We start from the raw sequence: 17,993 nt of genomic DNA, 5'->3' as shown, positions 1-17,993 counted from the left end.
CTTGGTCAGGCCGCCGGTCTTGTCGCCCACAACCGAGGTCAGAGCGGTGTATTCGGTGTCGACGGTCGCAGCCGACAGACCGAGCGAGTCGGAGACAGCGGAGAGCGCGGCGTTGTCGGCGCGCATCGACGTTGCGATCGACCAGTAGGCGGCGTTGTCCGAAGCGGTCGAGACGCGCTGGCCGGTCGAGATCCGGTTCTGCGTGGTGGCGAGTTGCGAGCTCACATTCCGGAGGGTCTGGAGCGCGGTCATCGCTGAGGAGTTGGTGAGGAGACTAGAACCCATTTTTGATGTCCCTTTGAAGATTGAATTGAGTTTGGGGACATACCGGGCTTGCACCGGTACGACAGGGCGGCGTCATGCCTTTGGGCTGCGAAAAAGCGGGCCCAACCTGTCGTAACGGAGAGGTTAGCGCACGAAGCTTGTGCGAGGCTTGTGGCTCTGTGCTCTCTCAGCAACAGGGCAGCCGAAATTACGGCGTGCGCGCGACGTCACGCCAAACGAAAGGGCCGCGCTTCGCGAGAAGCGCGGCCCTCCCCAGATGGTTTAAGGCTTAGCGGAACAGCGACAGGATGCTCTGGCTGCTGTTGTTGGCGATCGAAAGCGCCTGCACGCCGAGCTGCTGCTGGACCTGGAGGGCCGACAGGCGGGTGGACTCCTGGTTCATGTCGGCGTCGACGAGCTGGCCGATGCCGCGATCCACCGAGTCCATCAGCGACTTCACGAAGTCCGTGTTGGTCGAGATACGGTTCTTGACGGCGCCGAGATCGGCGGCGGCCGAAGCCACCGAGTTAATCGCACCGGTGACCTGCGCGATGTAGCCATCGAGCGTGGTCTGGTCAGCCGCAGAGTCGGTCAGCGCCGCGATGTTGATCGTGTCGACCGACGCAGCGCCACTGACCTTGTCCAGGATACCGCCCTGGGTCGCGGTGTAGAGCGAGTAGTTGGCGGTCGTCAGGGTGATTTTGCCGACGGTGGGCGTGCCGCCAACGCGAGAGAACGACGACACCAGGTCGAAGGTCGCCGGCGTGGTCGCGGTCGTGCTCAGCCAGTTCACGCCGTTGAAGGTCGCCGCATCGGCCGTGCCCTTCATCTGCTGCTGGATCTGGGTGATGTCGGCCTGGATCTTGGTGCGGTCGATACCAGCGGTCTTGGCTTCGACGAGCAGCGACTGGAGCTTGGTCAGGCCGCCGGTCTTGTCGCCCACAACCGAGGTCAGAGCGGTATATTCGGTGTCGACGGTCGCAGCCGACAGACCGAGCGAGTCGGAGACGGCGGAGAGCGCTGCGTTGTCGGCGCGCATCGACGTCGCGATCGACCAGTAGGCGGCGTTGTCCGACGCGGTCGAGACGCGCTGGCCGGTGGAGATCCGGGTCTGCGTGGTGGAGAGTTGCGAGCTCACAGACCGCAGGGTCTGGAGTGCGGTCATGGCGGTCGAGTTCGTAAGCAGGCTTGACATTGCGAATGTCCCTTTATGTACGCGTTACATTTTCACTTGGGACATACCGGGCTTTCACCGGTACGGAGGGGCGGCATCATGCCTTTGGACTGATATGGGTGGGGTCCAACCCGCCGTGACGCATTGCTAGCACGCCGAATCTTGCTTTCGGATTAAGACCGCTAGAAATTTCGTAGTAAAATCATATGGTTAAGATTACTTGGCGCTAACCATTCTCGCTAACCTTAACGGCCGGCCGGCCGGCGATCGCGGCCCTTACGAGAACGACCGCACCAGTCCGGAGGCGAGCAGGTTCCAGCCGTCGATCAGCACGAAGAACAGCATCTTAAACGGCAGCGCGATGATCGTTGGCGGCATCATCATCATGCCCATCGACATGGTCAGCGTCGCCACGATCATGTCGATGACGAGGAACGGCAGGATGATGAGGAATCCGATCTCGAACGAACGCCTGAGCTCCGAGATCATGAAGGCCGGAATGATGACGCGCAGGTCGATGCGCTTGTCGTCGAACTTCTTGCGAAAGCTTTCCGCGGCGAGCGCCTCGAAGGTCTGGAGATCCTTGTCGCGGACATGGGCCAGCATGAACTCGCGGAACGGATCGGTGATCTTCAGATAGGCCTCCTCCTCCGAGATCTCATTCTTCATGAGAGGCTGGACGCCGGTTTCCCAGGCGCGGTCGAAGGTCGGCGCCATCACATAGAAGGTCATGAACAGCGCCAGGCTGATCAGCACCAGATTGGCCGGCGTGGTCTGGAGGCCAAGGCCGGAGCGCAGGAACGACAGCGACACCGCAAACCGCGTGAAGCTCGTCACCATGATGAGCAGCCCCGGCGCCACCGACAGCACCGTGATCAGCGCCATCATCTGGATGATGCGGCCGCTGGTCGAGCCGTTGCCGGGCGGCAGCAGCGAGTTGAGATCCGGAATCTGGGCGAGTGCTACCTCTGGCAGCACGACCAGAACCAGCGCCAGCAGCAGGACTTTCACTCTCACTGGATCACCAACGTCTCAATGATCAGTTCGCGGACCTTGCCCGACGAGCGGATAGTTGCGCGCTCGGCCAGGTCGTCGCGCAGATGCTGGAGCCCGCGCGATCCCTCGAACTGCGCAACCGACGCCGACCGCAGGTAAGTCACGATGTCCTCGCTGATGTGAGCGGCCAGGATGCCGGCATCCTCGTCGCTCATGCTCTCGGTCACCATGGAGGCCTCGACGCGGGCCCAGTTGTTGGCCGGCGCGGCGAGATTGGTCACAATCGGGGACAGTTTTCTCAGCCGCGCGCTGCCGGCGTAGCTCGAGGCAATGGGCGGGGGCGTGGCGCTATTCTTCGCGTCGGCGACGCGCTGGGCAGCCGCAAACAGGTGCAGGCCGGCAATCGCGCCCGCACCGATCGCGACCAGGGTCAGCGCCACGATGGCCGCAATCAGGCGCATGACGTCCCCTGCCCTCGCGTCGCGGCCAGGCCGGTGCGCATCTCAGAATGGTGCCACGGCGTCATAGATCCGATGTCCCCATCCAGGCTGCTGCACGTCAGACAGATTTCCGCGACCGCCATAGGAAACGCGCGCCTCGGCGATCTTCTCGTAGGAGATCGTGTTGGTCCGCGAGATGTCGCGTGGACGCACGATGCCGCCGACGTTGAGCACGCGCATCTCCGTGTTGACACCGAACTCCTGCGAGCCGCTGATCATCATATTGCCGTTCGGCAACACGTCGGTGACGATGGCGGCGATGGACAGCTTGATGTCCTCGGTGCGATCGATCTGGCCGTTGCCCTTGATCTGGGTGTTGGTGTTGAGGTTGGCGGAGGTCTGGCCCTTGTCCTGCCATCCCGCCACGTCCATCAGCCAGTCCAGCCCGAACTTGATCTGCGAATCGCGCGAGCGGCCGGTCTTGTTGTCGAGCTTGGCCTTGTCCTGCATCGAGATGATCACTGTCACGACGTCGCCAACGCGCCGGGCGCGGGGATCGCGGTAAAGATCGGTGCCGTCGTCCCAGGTCGAACGGTAACTGACCGGCGTGTGCGTGCGGGGCGACACCGGGATCGGCTCGGTCGGCGTCCTCAGGCCGCTGCCCACGGGCGACAATTTCGGGCCGTACAGGATCTCGGCCGTATCGTGGGAACACCCGGCAAGCAACAGGAGCGACAGGATGAGGATCGGCTTCTTCATCTACTTGGTCTTTCCGTCATCCACACGACGCATGCCGCCAAGCAGATCGGCGAGGTGCGCCGCGCGTGCCGTATCCATCTCGTTGAAGATTGCGCTCGAATTCCTCGGGCTGAGCTTGGCGAGCACGGCGGCGGCGGTCTCGTCCGCCATGCCGGCGATCTGGGTGGCCGCAGCGTCCGGTTTCATGCGCGAATAGATCTCGACGACACTCGCTTCGGCCTTCTTCAGGAAGTCGTCGCGCAGCGCCATCCACTTCTCGTATTCGGCACGCTTGGCCTCGACCTCCGCGATCCGCTCGCGTAGCTGGTTCTCGGCCTTCTCCAGCTCCTTCAGCTGCCAGGCCAGCCTTGCATCGACGGCAGGGTCGGCCACGTTGCTACAGAACAGGGCGACGTCGCCGTCTGCGGGCGCAGCGGCCACGGGGCGGCGCGGGCTTCGGCGGCGCCGTGACGCTGCCGGGCTTGGCAGGGCGTACGGTCGCAGGTGCGGGCGCTGGCGCCGGTGCAGGCGGCTCGGAGGCGGCCACCGCGCCGGTGACCGCGAGTCCGGAGTCTTCAGCCGCCCATGCCGTCGCCCGGATGGACGCATTGTCGCCCGGGATTGGCGTGGCCGCCGTGCGCGGCTTCTGCGGTCCGGCCGCGCGGGCGAATGAGAGCAGGTTGAGCGGCTTCGACGGCTTCGCATCATCCAGCGCCAGCACGGGCGACGTGCTCGCGAGCACGGACACCGCGAGGAGGAGGAGTTTGGCTTTGTGATCCAGTTTCAGCATCGGGCCGCGTGCGATTCTCGGTCGAGACCTGAGCATTGAGCGACCATGCTTGCACGACGCTTGCGCATCATTGCACGATGACATCGGCCTGGAGTGCGCCGGCCGTCTTGATCGCCTGAAGGATCGCGATGATGCCGGACGGCTTCAGGCCGATCTGGTTCAGCCCGCGCACCAGCCGCTGGAGATCGACGCCGCTGAGGATCGCCACCTGCGATCCGGCCTCGTTGGCTTCGACGACGGTCTGGGGAACGACCACCGTCTGCCCTAGCGAGAACGGCGCCGGCTGCGACACCACGGGAAGCTCGGTGACGCGGACCGTGAGATTGCCGTGCGTCACCGCAACGGTCGATATCCGCACGTCGCGCCCGATGACCACCGTGCCGGTGCGCTCGTTGATCACCACCCGCGCCGGCGTATCCGGTTCGACCGTCAGCTCACCGATTTCGGCAAGGAAGCGGACCGGGCCGATGTGGCGCGGCTTCGACAGCACGATGGTGCGGTGGTCGCGCTCGAAGGCGATCTGCGCGCGATAGCGGCCGCCGGCGAAGCGGTTGATGGCGTCCAGGATTCGCGTCGCCGTGACGAAGTCGGGATTCTTGAGCTCCAGCACCAGGAACTCCATCTCGTGGAGACTTCCCTTCACCTCACGCTCGACCAGCGCGCCGTTCGGAATGCGCCCAGCGGTCGGCGTCCCCTGGCTGACGCTCTGAGCCTGACCTCCGACACTGTAGCCGGCAACCGTAACCGCCCCTTGCGCCACCGCGTAGACCGCACCGTCGGCCGCGCGCAGCGACGTCATCACCAGGGTGCCGCCGAGCAGCGAGGTCGCATCACCGAGCGACGACACGGTCACGTCCATGCGCTCGCCCGCCCCGATTGAAGGCAGCAGGTCCGCAGTCACCATCACGGCGGCGACGTTGCGTGTGCGCAGCGTCGTCGGACGCGGGGGATTGTTGGTGCTCGTGGTCTCGTTCCTGACGTTGATGCCCATGTTCTCGAGCATCGATTGCAGGGACTGCTCCGTGAACGGAGCATTGCGAAGCGTGTCGCCGGTGCCGTTCAGGCCGATGACGAGGCCATAGCCGACGATCTGGTTTTCGCGCAGTCCCTTGATATCCGCGATGTCCTTGATGCGGACAGCGGCCTGGGCGCTGGCGGCGGAAACGATGAGGAGGAGCGCAAGCAGGACTCTGGTCATGACCCGTCCACGACCTTGACGGTGCCGTCCGCCTGGACGACGCCCCTGATGATCACGCCAGTGTCGGTGTTTCGCACCGGGATGAGCGCGCCGGGCGCGCCGGACTGCATCGCCGAGCCGTAAGTGACGATCGACAGGCCACTATCTTCCACCACGACCTTGACCATCGCGCCACGGGCGACGGTCCAGGGATCTTCCACAGAGTTGGTCGGGATCGGCTGGCCCGGCAGCAGCGTGCGCCGTGCCATGCGGCCGACCAGGACCTGGCGTCCTTCGATGAACATGGCGACGCCGAGCAGATTCGGTGCGAACGCGCGCTCCGTGATCATGTCGTCCCGGATCAGCTCGCCGGCGCGGATCGATACGGCCGGCACGGGAAGCCGCTTTTCCTCGGCCGCAGCGACCTGCGCCGAGACGAGAACCAGCAGCACGGCGGCCAGCCCGCGCACCATCAAGCCCACCCTGTTCAACATCGAGACACCGGAACTAGCGCATGCCCTTCGAGACCGTCTGGGCCATTTCATCCGAAGCCTGGATGACCTTGGCATTCATTTCATAGGCACGCTGAGCCGAGATCAACTCGGTAATTTCCTTGACGGGATCAACGTTCGAGGCTTCGAGATATTGCTGGTTGATCTGGCCATACCCCGCATCCCCCGGGAGCCCGACGACTGGCGTGCCGGACGCCGTCGTCTCGCGATAGAGATTGCCACCCAGCGGTTCGAGGCCCGCTTCGTTGGCGAAGTTCGCGAGGTTGAGCTGGCCGATCTGCCGCGGGTTCACTTCCGTGTCCAGCTTGGCAAACACCTGGCCGGTCTTGTTGACCGTGACCTGAACCGTTCCCTGCGGCACCGTGATTGCCGGATCGAGCAGATAGCCGTCGATCGTGACGAGCTGGCTGTTGGCATTGGTGTTGAACGAGCCCGCGCGGGTGTATTGCACCTCGTTGTTCGGGCCCAATATCTGAAACCAGCCGCGGCCGTTGATCGCCAGGTCGTAAGGATTTCCGGTCTGCGTGAGTGCGCCCTGGATGTGCAGCTTGCGGATGGCCGCCGACTTGACGCCAAGGCCAAGATTGGCGCCTTCCGGAATCGGCGACGAGCCGTTGACGTTCGCGACGCCTTGCATGCGGTCCATCTGATAGAACAGATCGGTGAATTCCGCGCGCGCACGCTTGTACGACGTCGAGTTGATATTAGCGATGTTGTTCGCGATGACTTCGATGTTGGTCTGCTGGGCATTCATGCCCGTAGCCGCAATGGCGAGCGATTTCACAGCGTCACTCCTTCAGATCAAATCGACATCCGAACGACTTCTTGATAGGCCTGCACGACCTTGTCGCGAACCGCGACCGCCGTCTGCAGGGCCTGCTCGGCCGACATCAGCGCCTCCACGACGCGCCGCGTCGATTCCTTGCCCTGCATCGCTGAGATCGACGCCGCCTCGCCCGCCTTCAGCGTCCCGATCGCGTCCGTCGTCACCTGCTTCATCACCGATTCGAAGCCGACGTCGTCGGTTGACTGGATCGCGGTCGGAGCCGCGGGCGAGATGGCCTGCGCCTCGGTCGCGCGGGACGCCGCCTGTCCAGCGGAAATCGCGGTGGATGAAATCGCCTCAAGCATTGTCAGCTCCTCAGAAGGTCGATGGTCATGCCCAGCATCGACCTCACCTGTTTCACGACCTGGAGATTGGCTTCATAGGACCGATTGACTTCCCGCATGTCGGCCATCTCGATCATCATGTTCACGTTCGGCAGCTTGACGTAGCCGGCCTTGTCAGCGGCGGGATGCCCCGGATCGTACTCGACGCGATACGGTGTGGTGTCGACCCCGATCTCCTTGACCTTCGCAAGCTGCGCGCCCGAGGCACGATCCATTGCGGCGTCGAAGGTGATCGTCTTGCGCTGATACGGATCGGCGCCGGCGGCACGCCCCGTCGACGTCGCGTTCGCTAGGTTTTCCGAGACGATGCGCATGCGAGTCGACTGCGCCTCGAGCCCGGAGCTCGCAACCGTCAATGAAGCTTGCAGTGAGTCCAGCATGTCAGTTCACCTCAGGTCTTTGCGCTCGACAGCAGCATGCGGTGAAACGACCGCACGACCGCCGAATTCATCGAATAGTCGCGACTGACGTCGCTACCCTTGATCATCTCCTGCTCGAGGCTGACGGAGTTGCCGGAGTGAACCACCTCCCAGCTGTCCTTCTTGGCGGTCGCCCGCGTGTCGGTCTCGGCCGGGGAAAGCTGCATGTGCGAGGGCGATGTCGTCGCGAGCCTGACCGGCATGCCGTCGAGCACCTTGTTGAAGGGCTCGACGTCGCGCGCCTTGAAGCCCGGCGTATTGGCGTTCGCGACGTTGGTCGCGATGGTCGACTGGCGAACCTCGAGCCAGCGCGCCTGCGACGATGCGAGTTCGAAAAGATAAAGCGGTCCCACGACAGCCCCATTCTGGTCAATTCGAGAGAAGCTTAGGGGCGCAAGCTTTCGTCAGGCTGATGCGCGAGAGCGCCGTCCTCGGAAAACTACTGAACCTTTTCGGGCCGCGGCGCCTGCTTCGACTGGAGGAAGTAGATGATCTCGGCTACGGGCCGGAAGAATTCCGCCGGAATCACCTGATCGACCTGAACTGCCTCGTAGAGCGCGCGCGCCAGTGCCTTGTTCTCGATCACCGGAATTCTGTTCTGCTCGGCGACCTCGCGGATCTTCAGCGCGATCACGTCCATGCCCTTCGCCACGACGAGCGGCGCTGGGTTTTCCTCACGCTTGTAGCGCAGCGCGATCGCAAAGTGCGTGGGGTTCGCGATCACCAGCGTCGCGCGCGATGCTGAGGCGATCATCCGCTGCCGCGAGCGATCGCGCGCCAGCGAACGCAGGCGCGCCTTGACCAGCGGATCGCCCTCGGCCTGCTTGTGCTCGTCCTTGATCTCCTGTCGCGTCATGCGCAGCTGGCGACGCCAGTGGAAGCGCGCCCAGGCAAGATCGATCGCGACCAGGACGATGGTCGCAATACAGATCGCCGAGACGATCCGCATCGCGATGTTGAGAATCATCTCCGGCAGCGCGACCGGATCGGTGTACATCGCCTCGAACGCCTTCGCTTCCGACGAGCGCAGCACGAAGACGACGACAGCCGTCACCGAGACGAGCTTGAACAGCGACTTTGCGAACTCCACGAGGCCCTGCGACCCGAACAGTCGGGTCCAGCCGCCGATCGGAGAGATTCGCGATAAATCCGGCTTGATGCGTTCCAGCACCAGACGCGGCGCATTTTGTAGAAGCGACGAAGCCAGCCCGAACACTGCCAGGATGACGACCAGGGGTACCAGGAATCGCAGCGCCTGGAGGCCTACTTCCGTGAGAAGGTTTTGCACGTCCGTCCCGGTGCTCAGCGGGAAGCCCGCGGGGTCGTCGAGGAAGCTCGTCAGGGTCGGCGTCAATTGCTGCACGCCCTGGCCGATCAGGAATGCCTGGATCACCATCAGCGCCGCCATCGAGGCGAAGATGGAAGCCTCCCGAGAGACCGGAATTTTGCCCTGTTCGAGCGAATCGCGGACTTTCTTCTCGGTCGGCTCTTCTGTTTTGCTCTCCTGATCGGATGATTCTGCCATGCCCGTTCAGCGGTCAGCGGAAGACCAGCTCATCCTCCTGCTCGGGGTTGAGCTCGATTTCACCCTTCTCCGCGAGGTCGAGGGCGAGGTCGGTGATCACGCGCCGCGCCTCCAGCACGTCGCGCTGGTTCGACGGCTCGCCGATGGCGAGTTCGTGCTCGACGACGCGGCGGACGCGCGAGGCGACCGAAGACAGGATCAGTTCGCGGAAATGCTTGTCGGTCCCCTTCAGCGCGACGACGATGCGATCGGTCGGCACCTGGTCGAAGATCATGGTGCGCGCCTTCGGCGTCAGGTTAACAACGTCGTCGAAGGTGAACAGCAGTTCCTTCAGCACTTCGGCAGACTTCGGCCGCTTCTCCGACAGGCTCTTCAGCATGTCCTCGATGTGGCCGCGCTCCATCTTGTTGATGATGTCCGCGACACGGGCATAGGTGTCCGCGCCGAGGTTGCGGGCGAAGTTCAGCGTCAAATCCTCGTGCAGCGTCTTCTCGAGGACCCTCATGGCGTCGTCGGCGATCGGCTTGAGGCTGAGCACGCGCCGCATCAGCTCATTGCGCAGGCTCGAGGGCAGCTGGCTCATGACCTTGGCGGCACAGGCCGGCTTGACCTTGGACAGGATGAGCGCCGCGGTCTGCGGATGCTCCTTCGAGAGATAGCTTGCGAGCGAGTTTTCAGAGACCGACGAGACGCGGTCCCACACCGACCGGCTTGAATTGCCCAGCAGGTCCGACATGATCGCCGAGACCTGTTCGGCGGGAAGCACGTCGCCAAGCACGGCCTCCAGACCGCCGAGCGTGCCGAGAATGTTGGCACCCGTAGAGAACTGCTGGGCAAACTCCTCGACGATCGCCTCCAGCTCCTGCGCCGTGATCGGCCGCAGCTCTGCCGCGGCCTTGGTGACGATGCGAATTTCCTGCGGCTCGAACTGCTGCAGCACGCTCGCGGCCGCCTGCCGGCCCATAGCCAGCAGAAGCGCCGCGACCTTTTCCGTTCCGCCCAGCGTGGCAACGCCTCGCTGCTTGATGGGGGCGATGCCGACCTGTGCCGCCATGGTCAGGTATCACCTTGCCCCAACGGCCCGACGATCTCGGTGAGCGAGACGCCGAAGCGGGAATTGTCCTCTTCGACGACGACCACTTCGCCGCGAGCAACGACGCGGCCGTTGACCACGACGTCGACGGGCTCGCCGACGCGGTGATCCAGCGGAACCACCGCGCCGCGACCGAGCTTCATCAAATTCGCGACCGGAATGGTCGCCGAACCGAGCACCACCTGCATGGTGACGGGAATGCGCAGGATGGCATCGACATTGGCGAACTTGCCTGTCTCCTCCGCCGTGCGTGCGGCGATCTCGGCCAGCCGCTCCAGCGGAGATGATTCAGAATGCTCCTCGTCGGAAGCCGATGCTCGAGCGGTAGACTCATAGTCGAAGGATTGCGCCATTTGATATCGCCTCTTGGTATTTCCGCTCCCGGAGCGCCGCGACGTTCCGATCGTACTTATTCCGCCAGCCTCGGCTTCAATGCTTGTTCGTATCGGCGCCGCCAGCGGTCGCGGCGGATGCGAGCCCGCTCCGCGCGTCGAGCGCCGCGATCGCCTCATGGGCCTGATCGATCTTCGTGCTCAGCACGCTGGCGAGCCTTCCGAGATTTGCGGTTGAATCGTGCGCTGCAGTGACCACCGTGTCGAACGCGCCTGCCGTCTCGTGGACGATGTTCGAGAATTCGCCCTGATAGCTGCGCAACCGCGCCAGCTCGCGGTGCATCCTGGTCACCCGCATGCTGGTGAAGGCGAGCGCAATCAGCAGCACGGCATCAACGAGATAGGATATCATCGACGAACTCCCGCTTCTGATCGACGGGATCGGCCACCTGCATGGCGTAATAGCCGTCAAGCTGACCGATCTGGCACCAGAACAACACCTGATTGTTGCTTTCGAGACGGGCCAGCGTGCGCGGCGTGGCTTCGAGCTCGAGGACCTGCCCGACGTGGAACTTCACGACGTCATCGAGAGATATCATCTTCTCGTCGAGCACCGCGCTCAGCGTCACCTCGGTTCGGTGAACCTCGCTCTCCATCTGCTCGCGCCAGCGCGGATCGGCCGCGCGACCGTCGCTGACGACGACATGCGCGAGCTTCTGCCGCAGCGGATTGAGCGCGGAGTGCGGAATGATGAGGAACATCTGGCCGCCGCGATAGAGCGCCTGCAACATGATGTTCGCGCAGATCGACATGTTGCCGCTGCGCCCGATGGCCAGCGAAGCCATCGCGGTCTCGACCCGCTCCACGCGGAAGGTGACGTTGGAAGTGCCGGCGAATGCGGATTGCAGCGCCTTGGCGAACCGCTCGAACAGCGCCTGGACCAGGCGAATCTCGATGTTGGAGAAGGAGCGCTCGACGTCGAGCGGCGGTTCGGCGCCGTCGGAGCCGAACATCGCCTCCACCATCGTGAACACGAAATCGCGGTCGAGCATGATGATGACGCGGGAGTCCCACTGCTCGCAATAGAGCACCGCGGCGACCGCGTTGGCTTCGTAGTCCTTGATGATGTCGCCGACGCGATCGTTGGTGATGCCGTTGACGGAGAAGTAGCAGGGCGTTCCGGCCATCGGCTGCAGGCTGTCCGTGCACGATGCCGCCATGCGATCGAAGATCACATTGAGCATCGGCATACGTTCGATCGATATGCCGGCCGCGTCCAGCAAATAGTTCGGCAGCTGCTTCCGCTGATCGACTTCGGCGTCTTCCATCATCATGCGCGTGCAGCCTTGGGTTCGGCCTCAGTGACGACGGCCTTCGGACCTGCGATCGTCTCGTTCTCGACGACGTCGATCGAGGGCCGCTCGGTGCTCGCGATCATCTTGCGGCCGTGCTCGACGGCGATCTGCGGCATGGCGCCATTCATGAAGGCCAGCAGCGTCTGCTTGACGATGATGTAGGGCCGGCAGCGCTTCTCGCGGGTCATCTTGATCTTCAGCGCGAAGGGCGAAAGGACACCGTAGGACATGAAGATGCCGGCGAAAGTGCCGACGAGCGCGGCGCCGATGAAGCCGCCCAGCAGCTTCGGCGACTGGTCGAGCGCGCCCATCGCCTTGATGACGCCGAGCACGGCGGCGACGATGCCGAGCGCCGGCAGCGCCTCGGACACGACCACCATCGAGTTGTAGGGCGCAAGCTTGGCCTTCACGATGGTGTGGATCTCTTCGTCCATCAACGCTTCGATCTCGTGCGTGCGCGCATTGCCCATGATGATGAGGCGGACATAGTCGCAGATGAACTGGAGCAGCGGTGGGTCGCCGAGCACGCTCGGGAACGCCTTGAAGATCTCGGAGGACGCGGGATCGTCGATATGCGCCTCGACCTCGTTGCGCCCCTTGCCCCGCAATTCGCGCATCAGGGCATGGAGCGCCCCGAGCAGATCGAGATAATAGCGCTCGCCCGGCACCGCGCCGGTGACGGCCTGCATGCAGGCAACCCCGGTGTCGACCACCGTTTTCCACGGATTGGCCACGATGAAGGTGCCGACCGCGGTGCCCATGATGATCACGAATTCCCACGGCTGCATGAGCACGGCCAGATGCCCGCCCATGGCGGCAAATCCGCCAAGCAGTGCCGCCACCGTGATTGCAATCCCCACGAAACTGCCCAACGCGCCGCTCCATCGCCGATCCCAGCGGGAACATTTAGTCGGCGACGCTTGCGCGAAGCTGGCTTCCCGGTCGCCAGCCTCACGCAAGCAATTCGCGGCAGCTTGCGATGATGTCACAACGGCGACCAGAGGGGCGCGTGTCATGCTATCCACGATCGCGGACTACACCAGACTAACCAAGGACATGGGCAAGTCGCTGACGCAGGTCGCGAAGGAGCCCGATGTCAGCCGCGAGACCGATTATTTCCTTAGCCATATCGGTAACGTGAAGACCATCGACGATTTCCTGAAGGACTATCGCCTCTACTCCTACGCGATGAAGGCCTATGGCCTCAGCGACATGACCTACGCCAAGGCGTTCATGCGCAAGGTGCTGACCGAGGGTATCGCCAACAACAAAACCTTCGCCAACAAGCTGACCGACACCCGCTACCGGCAATTCGCCGCCGCCTTCAATTTCGCTGCCCTCGGCAGCAAAGCGACCCAAACTGCCGCGGCCACGACCGGCACGGCGATGCAATACGTCACGCAGACGATGGAGGAGAAGGCCGGCGACCAGAACGAGGGTCTTCGGCTGGCACTCTATTTCACGCGCAAGGCCTCTACGGTCACTACCGCCTACCAGATCCTCGCGGACAAGGCGCTGACGCAAGTGGTCCAGACGGCGCTCGGCCTGCCGGCGACCATCAGCTCGGCCGATATCGACGCCCAGGCCAAGATGATCACGAACAAGATCAAGCTCACCGATTTCCAGGACCCGACCAAGGTGACCAAATTCGTACAGCGCTTCGCGGCCATGTGGGATGCGACCCAGGCCCAGAGCGACAACTCGACCAACCCCGCGCTGGTCCTGATCGGCGGAGCGTCGTCGATGACCAGCATGGATACCGACATGCTCTCGAAACTTCAGTCCATCCGGTTCGGAAAGTAAGTCATGCAATCGGCTCTCTATGTGGGATTGTCGGCGCAGGTCGCCCTCGAAAAGCGCCTCCAGACGATCGCCAACAACGTCGCCAACGTCAACACGGGGGGGGTTCCGCACGGACGTTGTGAAGTTCGAGACGGTACTGTCCAAGGCCGGCGCGAACCCGGTCGCCTTCTCCTCGCCCGGCGATAACATCATCTCGCGCGAGACCGGCAGCATCACCGAGAGCGGCAACCCGCTCGACGTCGCCGTGGTCGGACAGGGCTGGATCGCCTTCGCCGGCCCGAACGGCACGGTCTATACGCGCGACGGCCGCCTCCAGATCGCCCCCAACGGCGATCTTCAGACCGTGTCCGGCTTCCCCGTCATCGATGCCGGTGGCGCACAGATCACGATTGACCCGAACGGTGGACCGATCTCGATCGCGCGCAGCGGCGCGATCACCCAGGACAACAACGAGATCGGCTCCATTGGCCTGTTCAACATTCCCGCGAACGCCAATCTCGAGCGCTACGGCAATTCCGGCGTCACGCCCGACCGGCCGGCGACCGCCATCGCCGACTTCTCCCGCGACGGCTTCAAGCAGGGCTATGTCGAGGGCTCCGGCGCCAATCCGATGCTCGAATTGACGCGGCTGATCTCGGCCTCGCGCGCCTTCGACGGCACCAATTCGATGATTGAAGGCACCGAGAGCTCGCTCCAGAACGCAATCCGGACGCTGGGCGAGCCCGGCAAGTAGACTGCGCCTCGCGCGCATTGAAGGTGGACGGTTTCCTTGAACGCTCTTCGGCAACTCGAGTGGGCGCTGCTGGAGCTTCAGCAGAGCACTCCCCTGGCAAGCGTTAGCGGCGCGATCTCGGAGATCGCGCCGACGCATTTCCGCGTCTCCGGCCTGTCGCGCTTCGTCAGGCTTGGTGAACTGATCGGCGTCAACTCCGGCGGCAGGCCCCAGATCGGCGAGGTCGTGCGGATCGACAGCGAGGGCATCATCGCCAAGCCGTTTGACCGGCAATTCGCCGGCGGTCTCGGCTCGGTCGCCTACCGGATGCCGCCCTTGTCCTTCGCGCCGGATCCGAGCTGGAAGGGCCGCGTCATCAACGCGCTCGGCGCGCCGTTGGACGGTCAGGGCCCCCTCACTCCGGGATCGCGGGCGGTATCGGCGGAGGCCGAGGCGCCTTCGGCCATGAAGCGCGCGCGCGTCCACAAGCCGCTACGCACCGGCGTGCGCGTCATCGATTTGTTCGCCCCGATCTGCGCCGGCCAGCGCGTCGGCATTTTTGCCGGCTCCGGCGTCGGCAAGTCGACGCTGCTTGCGATGCTGGCCCGCAGCCAGGGTTTTGACACCGTCGTGCTGGCGCTCGTCGGCGAACGCGGCCGCGAGGTGCGCGAATTCATCGAGGACGTGCTCGGCGCCAACCGCAACCGCGCCGTCACAATCGTATCGACGGGAGATGAAAGCCCGATGATGCGGCGACTGGCGCCGAAGACTGCAATGGCGGTCGCCGAATATTTCCGCGACCGCGGCGAATCGGTCCTGCTCGTGGTCGATTCGATCACCCGTTTCGCTCACGCCGCCCGCGAGGTCGCCCTTGCCGCCGGGGAGCCCGCGGTCGCGCGCGGCTACGCGCCGACGGTCTTCACCGACCTGCCGCGCCTTCTGGAGCGCGCCGGCCCCGGCGAGGAGGGATCCGGGACGATCACCGGGATATTCTCCGTGCTGGTCGACGGCGACGATCACAACGAGCCGATCGCCGACACCATCCGCAGCACGCTCGACGGGCACATCGTGCTCAGCCGGCACATCGCCGACCAGGCGCGTTATCCGGCCGTCGACGTGCTGGCCTCGGTCTCCCGCCTCGCCCATAATGTCTGGGACCCCGAGGAGCGCGAGCTGGTGAGCAAGCTGCGCACCATGATCGCCAAATACGAGGACACGCGCGACCTTCGCCTGATGGGCGGATACCAGGCCGGGCGCGATTCCGGCCTCGACCAGGCGGTCGACATGGTCCCGAGAATCTACGGCGCCATGCGACAAGACGCCTCAGCCCCGCCAAGCGCCGACCCGTTCCGCGAGCTGAGGGACATGCTCAGGGGCGATTAGCAGGGTGAGACGGCGCGCGAGGCGTGCCCGCGATCTCGCCTTGCTCATGATCGCGACAGCCGATCACGCATGCCGCCAGGCTTCCGGTGCACGCGCACCGTCGCTGCCAGCCGCCTTCCGTCGTGAGCGGATCAACCATTTGGTTGAAGATCGGGCAGCGCGGCGAAAGCGGCCCGATCGGAGGCTTTTCGCGGCCATTGCCGCAACAACCGCCGCGTGCAATCCTTACGAATTCCCTTGGCGATTCTCTGACCGATCGCACAAGTTGTGGATGACATGCCGATGCACACCGTCACCACTCACAAGCTTCCATCAATTTCCATCAACGACGGACCCCGACATGCGTGCAATCCACCGCAGCATAGTTGCGTGCAAATGCCTTGTTACACTGCGTCTTGCGTTCACTATCATGTGTTCCGAAGCGCGAGATTGTCTTGAACGCTACAGTCGTCAGCAGTGACACCCGTCTCCGGGACGTCTCTACTTGCTTTTGTTGAGAAGCTCATTCATCGTTTCGACGGAACATAAGAAACTTCTGCTTGTGACTTGAACTCAGGGGCTTCGGTTGAACATCTCCGATCCATCGTCCGCTGGTGGCGGCAACTCGGGCTCCCGTGCTGCGACGACGCGTTTGGTATGCCGTGAGCGACGCAGCCTCCCGCTCCGGACGACCCGACGCCCATTGATCCGAATCGGGTGCGTTGCAGCCCGTGCCTTCGAGCAAGAGTTGGGCACAGCGTACTCATCGGACACCTCCGATTGTCTGACGTCTCTCGAAAGATTCGCGAGTCAGGGCGCAAGGCGGCTTCGGGCCGCCGCAGACGAAGTCCTGGGGGCGAGGTAGATCCATGCCGTTGGCACGAGAAGCCGTCGAGCTGCTGATTCAGGCGGCGAGGTCCTGGTATTTCGAAGGCAATCAGCATGGATTGCGCGATCGCGAATGGATGGCCCTGCGCTTTCTTGGCCGCGCCAACAGGTTTTCGCGCACGCCCTCCGCGCTCGCCGGCTTCATCGGCTCCACCAGGGCGACGGCATCGCAGATCGTAAAGACGCTGGAGAGCAAGTCCTTCCTGGCGCGAAAGCCGTCGCACGAAGACAAGCGCTCCGTCGTGCTCCACGTCACCGCGCAGGGCGAGAAATGCCTGAACCAGCACGATCCGATCAATCACGTGGTGAATGCGGTCACGGCACTCGGGACCGATGAGTGCATCAAGCTGCGCGACTCGCTGCGGGAGATCCTCAATCACCTCGACGCGGCCCATCAGCGCCTTGATGCCAGCATCTGCCGGGACTGCATGTTTCTCGCCGAACGCAGCCCCAGCTCCGGTCCGGGCAGCGCGAAGGGACGCACGACCGCCGAATTCATGTGCCGGCTGTATCGCGCCCCGATCTCGCTCGAGGAAACCGAACTGCTTTGCACCAGTTTCGAGCGCACCCGCGACCGCTCGAAGATCGAGGAGCATCTCGACCGCGTACGCGTGGCGAGCCAGGGGTGAGTCGAAGGTTCGCAGCCTGACTGCATACGCAACAGTCGCCGCGTCTCTCGTGTCCCGGACGCGCAGCAACGCCATAGCGCGTCGAAGACGCGCGTAAACGCGCTTACGGCGTTGCTGCGCAGAGCCGGGACCCAGATAGCGACACCGTACAATGCGGCGACATGGGCCCCGGCTCTGCAGCGCACCGCCCGCTGGACGATGCTTCGCATCGCCAGGGTGGCGCTGCGCTGCGTCCGGGGCACGAGCGGGAGTTTGTCGCATGCTGCTTCCACATCGTCATTGCGAGCGCAGCGAAGCAATCCAGACTCCCGCCGCGGCAACGGCTGGATTGCTTCGCTGCGCTCGCAATGACGGAGCGAGGTTCGGCACCACCTTCTCCAACGCGCATCTCAACTCGCAGACACACCTTCGCATCCTCGCGGCGCATTTCGCCCGAGCTTTGCTTCGTCGCTCCCCCTATCAATCAAGAGGGCGCAGGGAAGGCCGGGTGCCGGCTAGCACCCGCGGTCCGCTGCGCGAAGATGTAGCGCAAGGAGACCGCACAGCAGCATACAGGTGAAGCCCAACACACGGCCTTCCCTGCGCAGTGGTCTGACGGCTTATGCCGTGCTCTC

20 protein-coding genes and 2 pseudogenes are annotated in these 17,993 nt (G+C 63.9%); 4 read left to right on the top strand and 18 right to left on the bottom strand.

The annotated features are described in order from the left end of the window. The 18 genes and pseudogenes from AC630_RS21590 to motA form a co-directional block, all read right to left on the bottom strand. Window positions 1-285: flagellin N-terminal helical domain-containing protein (locus AC630_RS21590; RefSeq protein WP_502691527.1), on the bottom strand; the 285-nt coding region annotated here is incomplete at its 3' end. A 268-nt stretch (window positions 286-553) separates the two neighbouring features. Further along, window positions 554-1,459, bottom strand: coding sequence for a flagellin N-terminal helical domain-containing protein (locus AC630_RS21585; protein WP_074120485.1), 906 nt, complete (start codon window positions 1,457-1,459; stop codon window positions 554-556). A 255-nt stretch (window positions 1,460-1,714) separates the two neighbouring features. After that, window positions 1,715-2,455: a flagellar type III secretion system pore protein FliP gene (fliP, locus tag AC630_RS21580; protein ID WP_074120484.1), complete on the bottom strand. Its 741-nt coding sequence runs from the start codon at window positions 2,453-2,455 to the stop codon at window positions 1,715-1,717. Next, window positions 2,452-2,895, bottom strand: a complete 444-nt coding sequence (locus AC630_RS21575; protein ID WP_074120483.1) for a flagellar basal body-associated FliL family protein — start codon at window positions 2,893-2,895, stop codon at window positions 2,452-2,454. The genes fliP and AC630_RS21575 overlap by 4 nt, the downstream gene beginning before the upstream one ends. A gap of 42 nt (window positions 2,896-2,937) precedes the next feature. Next, window positions 2,938-3,633, bottom strand: coding sequence for a flagellar basal body L-ring protein FlgH (gene flgH, locus AC630_RS21570; RefSeq protein WP_074120482.1), 696 nt, complete (start codon window positions 3,631-3,633; stop codon window positions 2,938-2,940). Further along, window positions 3,634-4,402, bottom strand: a pseudogene (locus AC630_RS21565) (MotE family protein). A 67-nt stretch (window positions 4,403-4,469) separates the two neighbouring features. Beyond that, complete coding sequence (flgI, locus tag AC630_RS21560) at window positions 4,470-5,600, bottom strand: flagellar basal body P-ring protein FlgI (RefSeq protein WP_074120481.1); 1,131 nt, start codon at window positions 5,598-5,600, stop codon at window positions 4,470-4,472. Next, entirely contained in the window at window positions 5,597-6,073 is a 477-nt protein-coding gene (gene flgA, locus AC630_RS21555) for a flagellar basal body P-ring formation chaperone FlgA (RefSeq protein WP_074120480.1), read from the bottom strand. Before flgA ends, flgI begins: the two co-directional genes overlap by 4 nt. A 13-nt stretch (window positions 6,074-6,086) precedes the next feature. Beyond that, window positions 6,087-6,875: a flagellar basal-body rod protein FlgG gene (gene flgG, locus AC630_RS21550; RefSeq protein WP_074120479.1), complete on the bottom strand. Its 789-nt coding sequence runs from the start codon at window positions 6,873-6,875 to the stop codon at window positions 6,087-6,089. A gap of 17 nt (window positions 6,876-6,892) precedes the next feature. Further along, the gene (fliE, locus tag AC630_RS21545; RefSeq protein WP_074120478.1) at window positions 6,893-7,222 is read right to left on the bottom strand and encodes a flagellar hook-basal body complex protein FliE; all 330 of its coding nucleotides are present in this window, start codon (window positions 7,220-7,222) and stop codon (window positions 6,893-6,895) included. Between the two features lie 2 nt (window positions 7,223-7,224). Further along, window positions 7,225-7,641 (bottom strand): flagellar basal body rod protein FlgC, encoded by a 417-nt coding sequence (gene flgC / locus AC630_RS21540; protein ID WP_074120477.1) that lies wholly within the window; start codon window positions 7,639-7,641, stop codon window positions 7,225-7,227. Window positions 7,642-7,652: 11 nt separating this feature from the next. Next, window positions 7,653-8,033 (bottom strand): flagellar basal body rod protein FlgB, encoded by a 381-nt coding sequence (gene flgB, locus AC630_RS21535; RefSeq protein WP_074120476.1) that lies wholly within the window; start codon window positions 8,031-8,033, stop codon window positions 7,653-7,655. An 86-nt stretch (window positions 8,034-8,119) separates the two neighbouring features. Then, window positions 8,120-9,205 (bottom strand): flagellar biosynthesis protein FlhB, encoded by a 1,086-nt coding sequence (gene flhB / locus AC630_RS21530; protein ID WP_074120475.1) that lies wholly within the window; start codon window positions 9,203-9,205, stop codon window positions 8,120-8,122. A 13-nt stretch (window positions 9,206-9,218) separates the two neighbouring features. Then, on the bottom strand, window positions 9,219-10,259 hold the full coding sequence (locus AC630_RS21525) for a flagellar motor switch protein FliG (RefSeq protein WP_074120474.1): 1,041 nt from the start codon (window positions 10,257-10,259) through the stop codon (window positions 9,219-9,221). Between the two features lie 2 nt (window positions 10,260-10,261). After that, the gene (fliN, locus tag AC630_RS21520; protein WP_074120473.1) at window positions 10,262-10,651 is read right to left on the bottom strand and encodes a flagellar motor switch protein FliN; all 390 of its coding nucleotides are present in this window, start codon (window positions 10,649-10,651) and stop codon (window positions 10,262-10,264) included. A 76-nt stretch (window positions 10,652-10,727) separates the two neighbouring features. Further along, window positions 10,728-11,042: a hypothetical protein gene (locus tag AC630_RS21515; protein ID WP_074120472.1), complete on the bottom strand. Its 315-nt coding sequence runs from the start codon at window positions 11,040-11,042 to the stop codon at window positions 10,728-10,730. Further along, window positions 11,023-11,964 carry a flagellar motor switch protein FliM gene (locus tag AC630_RS21510; RefSeq protein WP_074120471.1) on the bottom strand — a complete coding sequence of 314 codons (942 nt, stop codon included), beginning with the start codon at window positions 11,962-11,964 and terminating at the stop codon, window positions 11,023-11,025. The genes AC630_RS21515 and AC630_RS21510 overlap by 20 nt, the downstream gene beginning before the upstream one ends. Then, a complete protein-coding gene (gene motA / locus AC630_RS21505) occupies window positions 11,961-12,857 on the bottom strand; it encodes a flagellar motor stator protein MotA (RefSeq protein ID WP_074120470.1) in 897 nt (298 codons plus the stop codon). Before motA ends, AC630_RS21510 begins: the two co-directional genes overlap by 4 nt. Window positions 12,858-12,999: 142 nt before the next feature. Here motA and AC630_RS21500 point away from each other — a divergent pair, with 142 nt between their 5' ends. The 4 genes and pseudogenes from AC630_RS21500 to AC630_RS21485 all read left to right on the top strand — a co-directional run bounded on the left by AC630_RS21500 (window position 13,000) and on the right by AC630_RS21485 (window position 17,379). After that, window positions 13,000-13,788: a DUF1217 domain-containing protein gene (locus AC630_RS21500; protein WP_074120469.1), complete on the top strand. Its 789-nt coding sequence runs from the start codon at window positions 13,000-13,002 to the stop codon at window positions 13,786-13,788. 3 nt (window positions 13,789-13,791) lie between these two features. Next, window positions 13,792-14,521 (top strand): annotated as a pseudogene (flgF, locus tag AC630_RS21495) (flagellar basal-body rod protein FlgF). 36 nt (window positions 14,522-14,557) lie between these two features. Further along, window positions 14,558-15,883, top strand: coding sequence for a flagellar protein export ATPase FliI (fliI, locus tag AC630_RS21490; RefSeq protein ID WP_074120468.1), 1,326 nt, complete (start codon window positions 14,558-14,560; stop codon window positions 15,881-15,883). Window positions 15,884-16,731: 848 nt separating this feature from the next. Further along, a complete protein-coding gene (locus AC630_RS21485; protein WP_074120467.1) occupies window positions 16,732-17,379 on the top strand; it encodes a MarR family winged helix-turn-helix transcriptional regulator in 648 nt (215 codons plus the stop codon). Window positions 17,380-17,993 lie beyond the last annotated feature (614 nt).

Origin of the sequence: Bradyrhizobium sp. AS23.2 (genome assembly GCF_001908185.1) — a bacterium.
Classification (GTDB): Bacteria; Pseudomonadota; Alphaproteobacteria; order Rhizobiales; family Xanthobacteraceae; genus Bradyrhizobium.
This window is presented reverse-complemented; position numbering and strand designations above follow the sequence as displayed.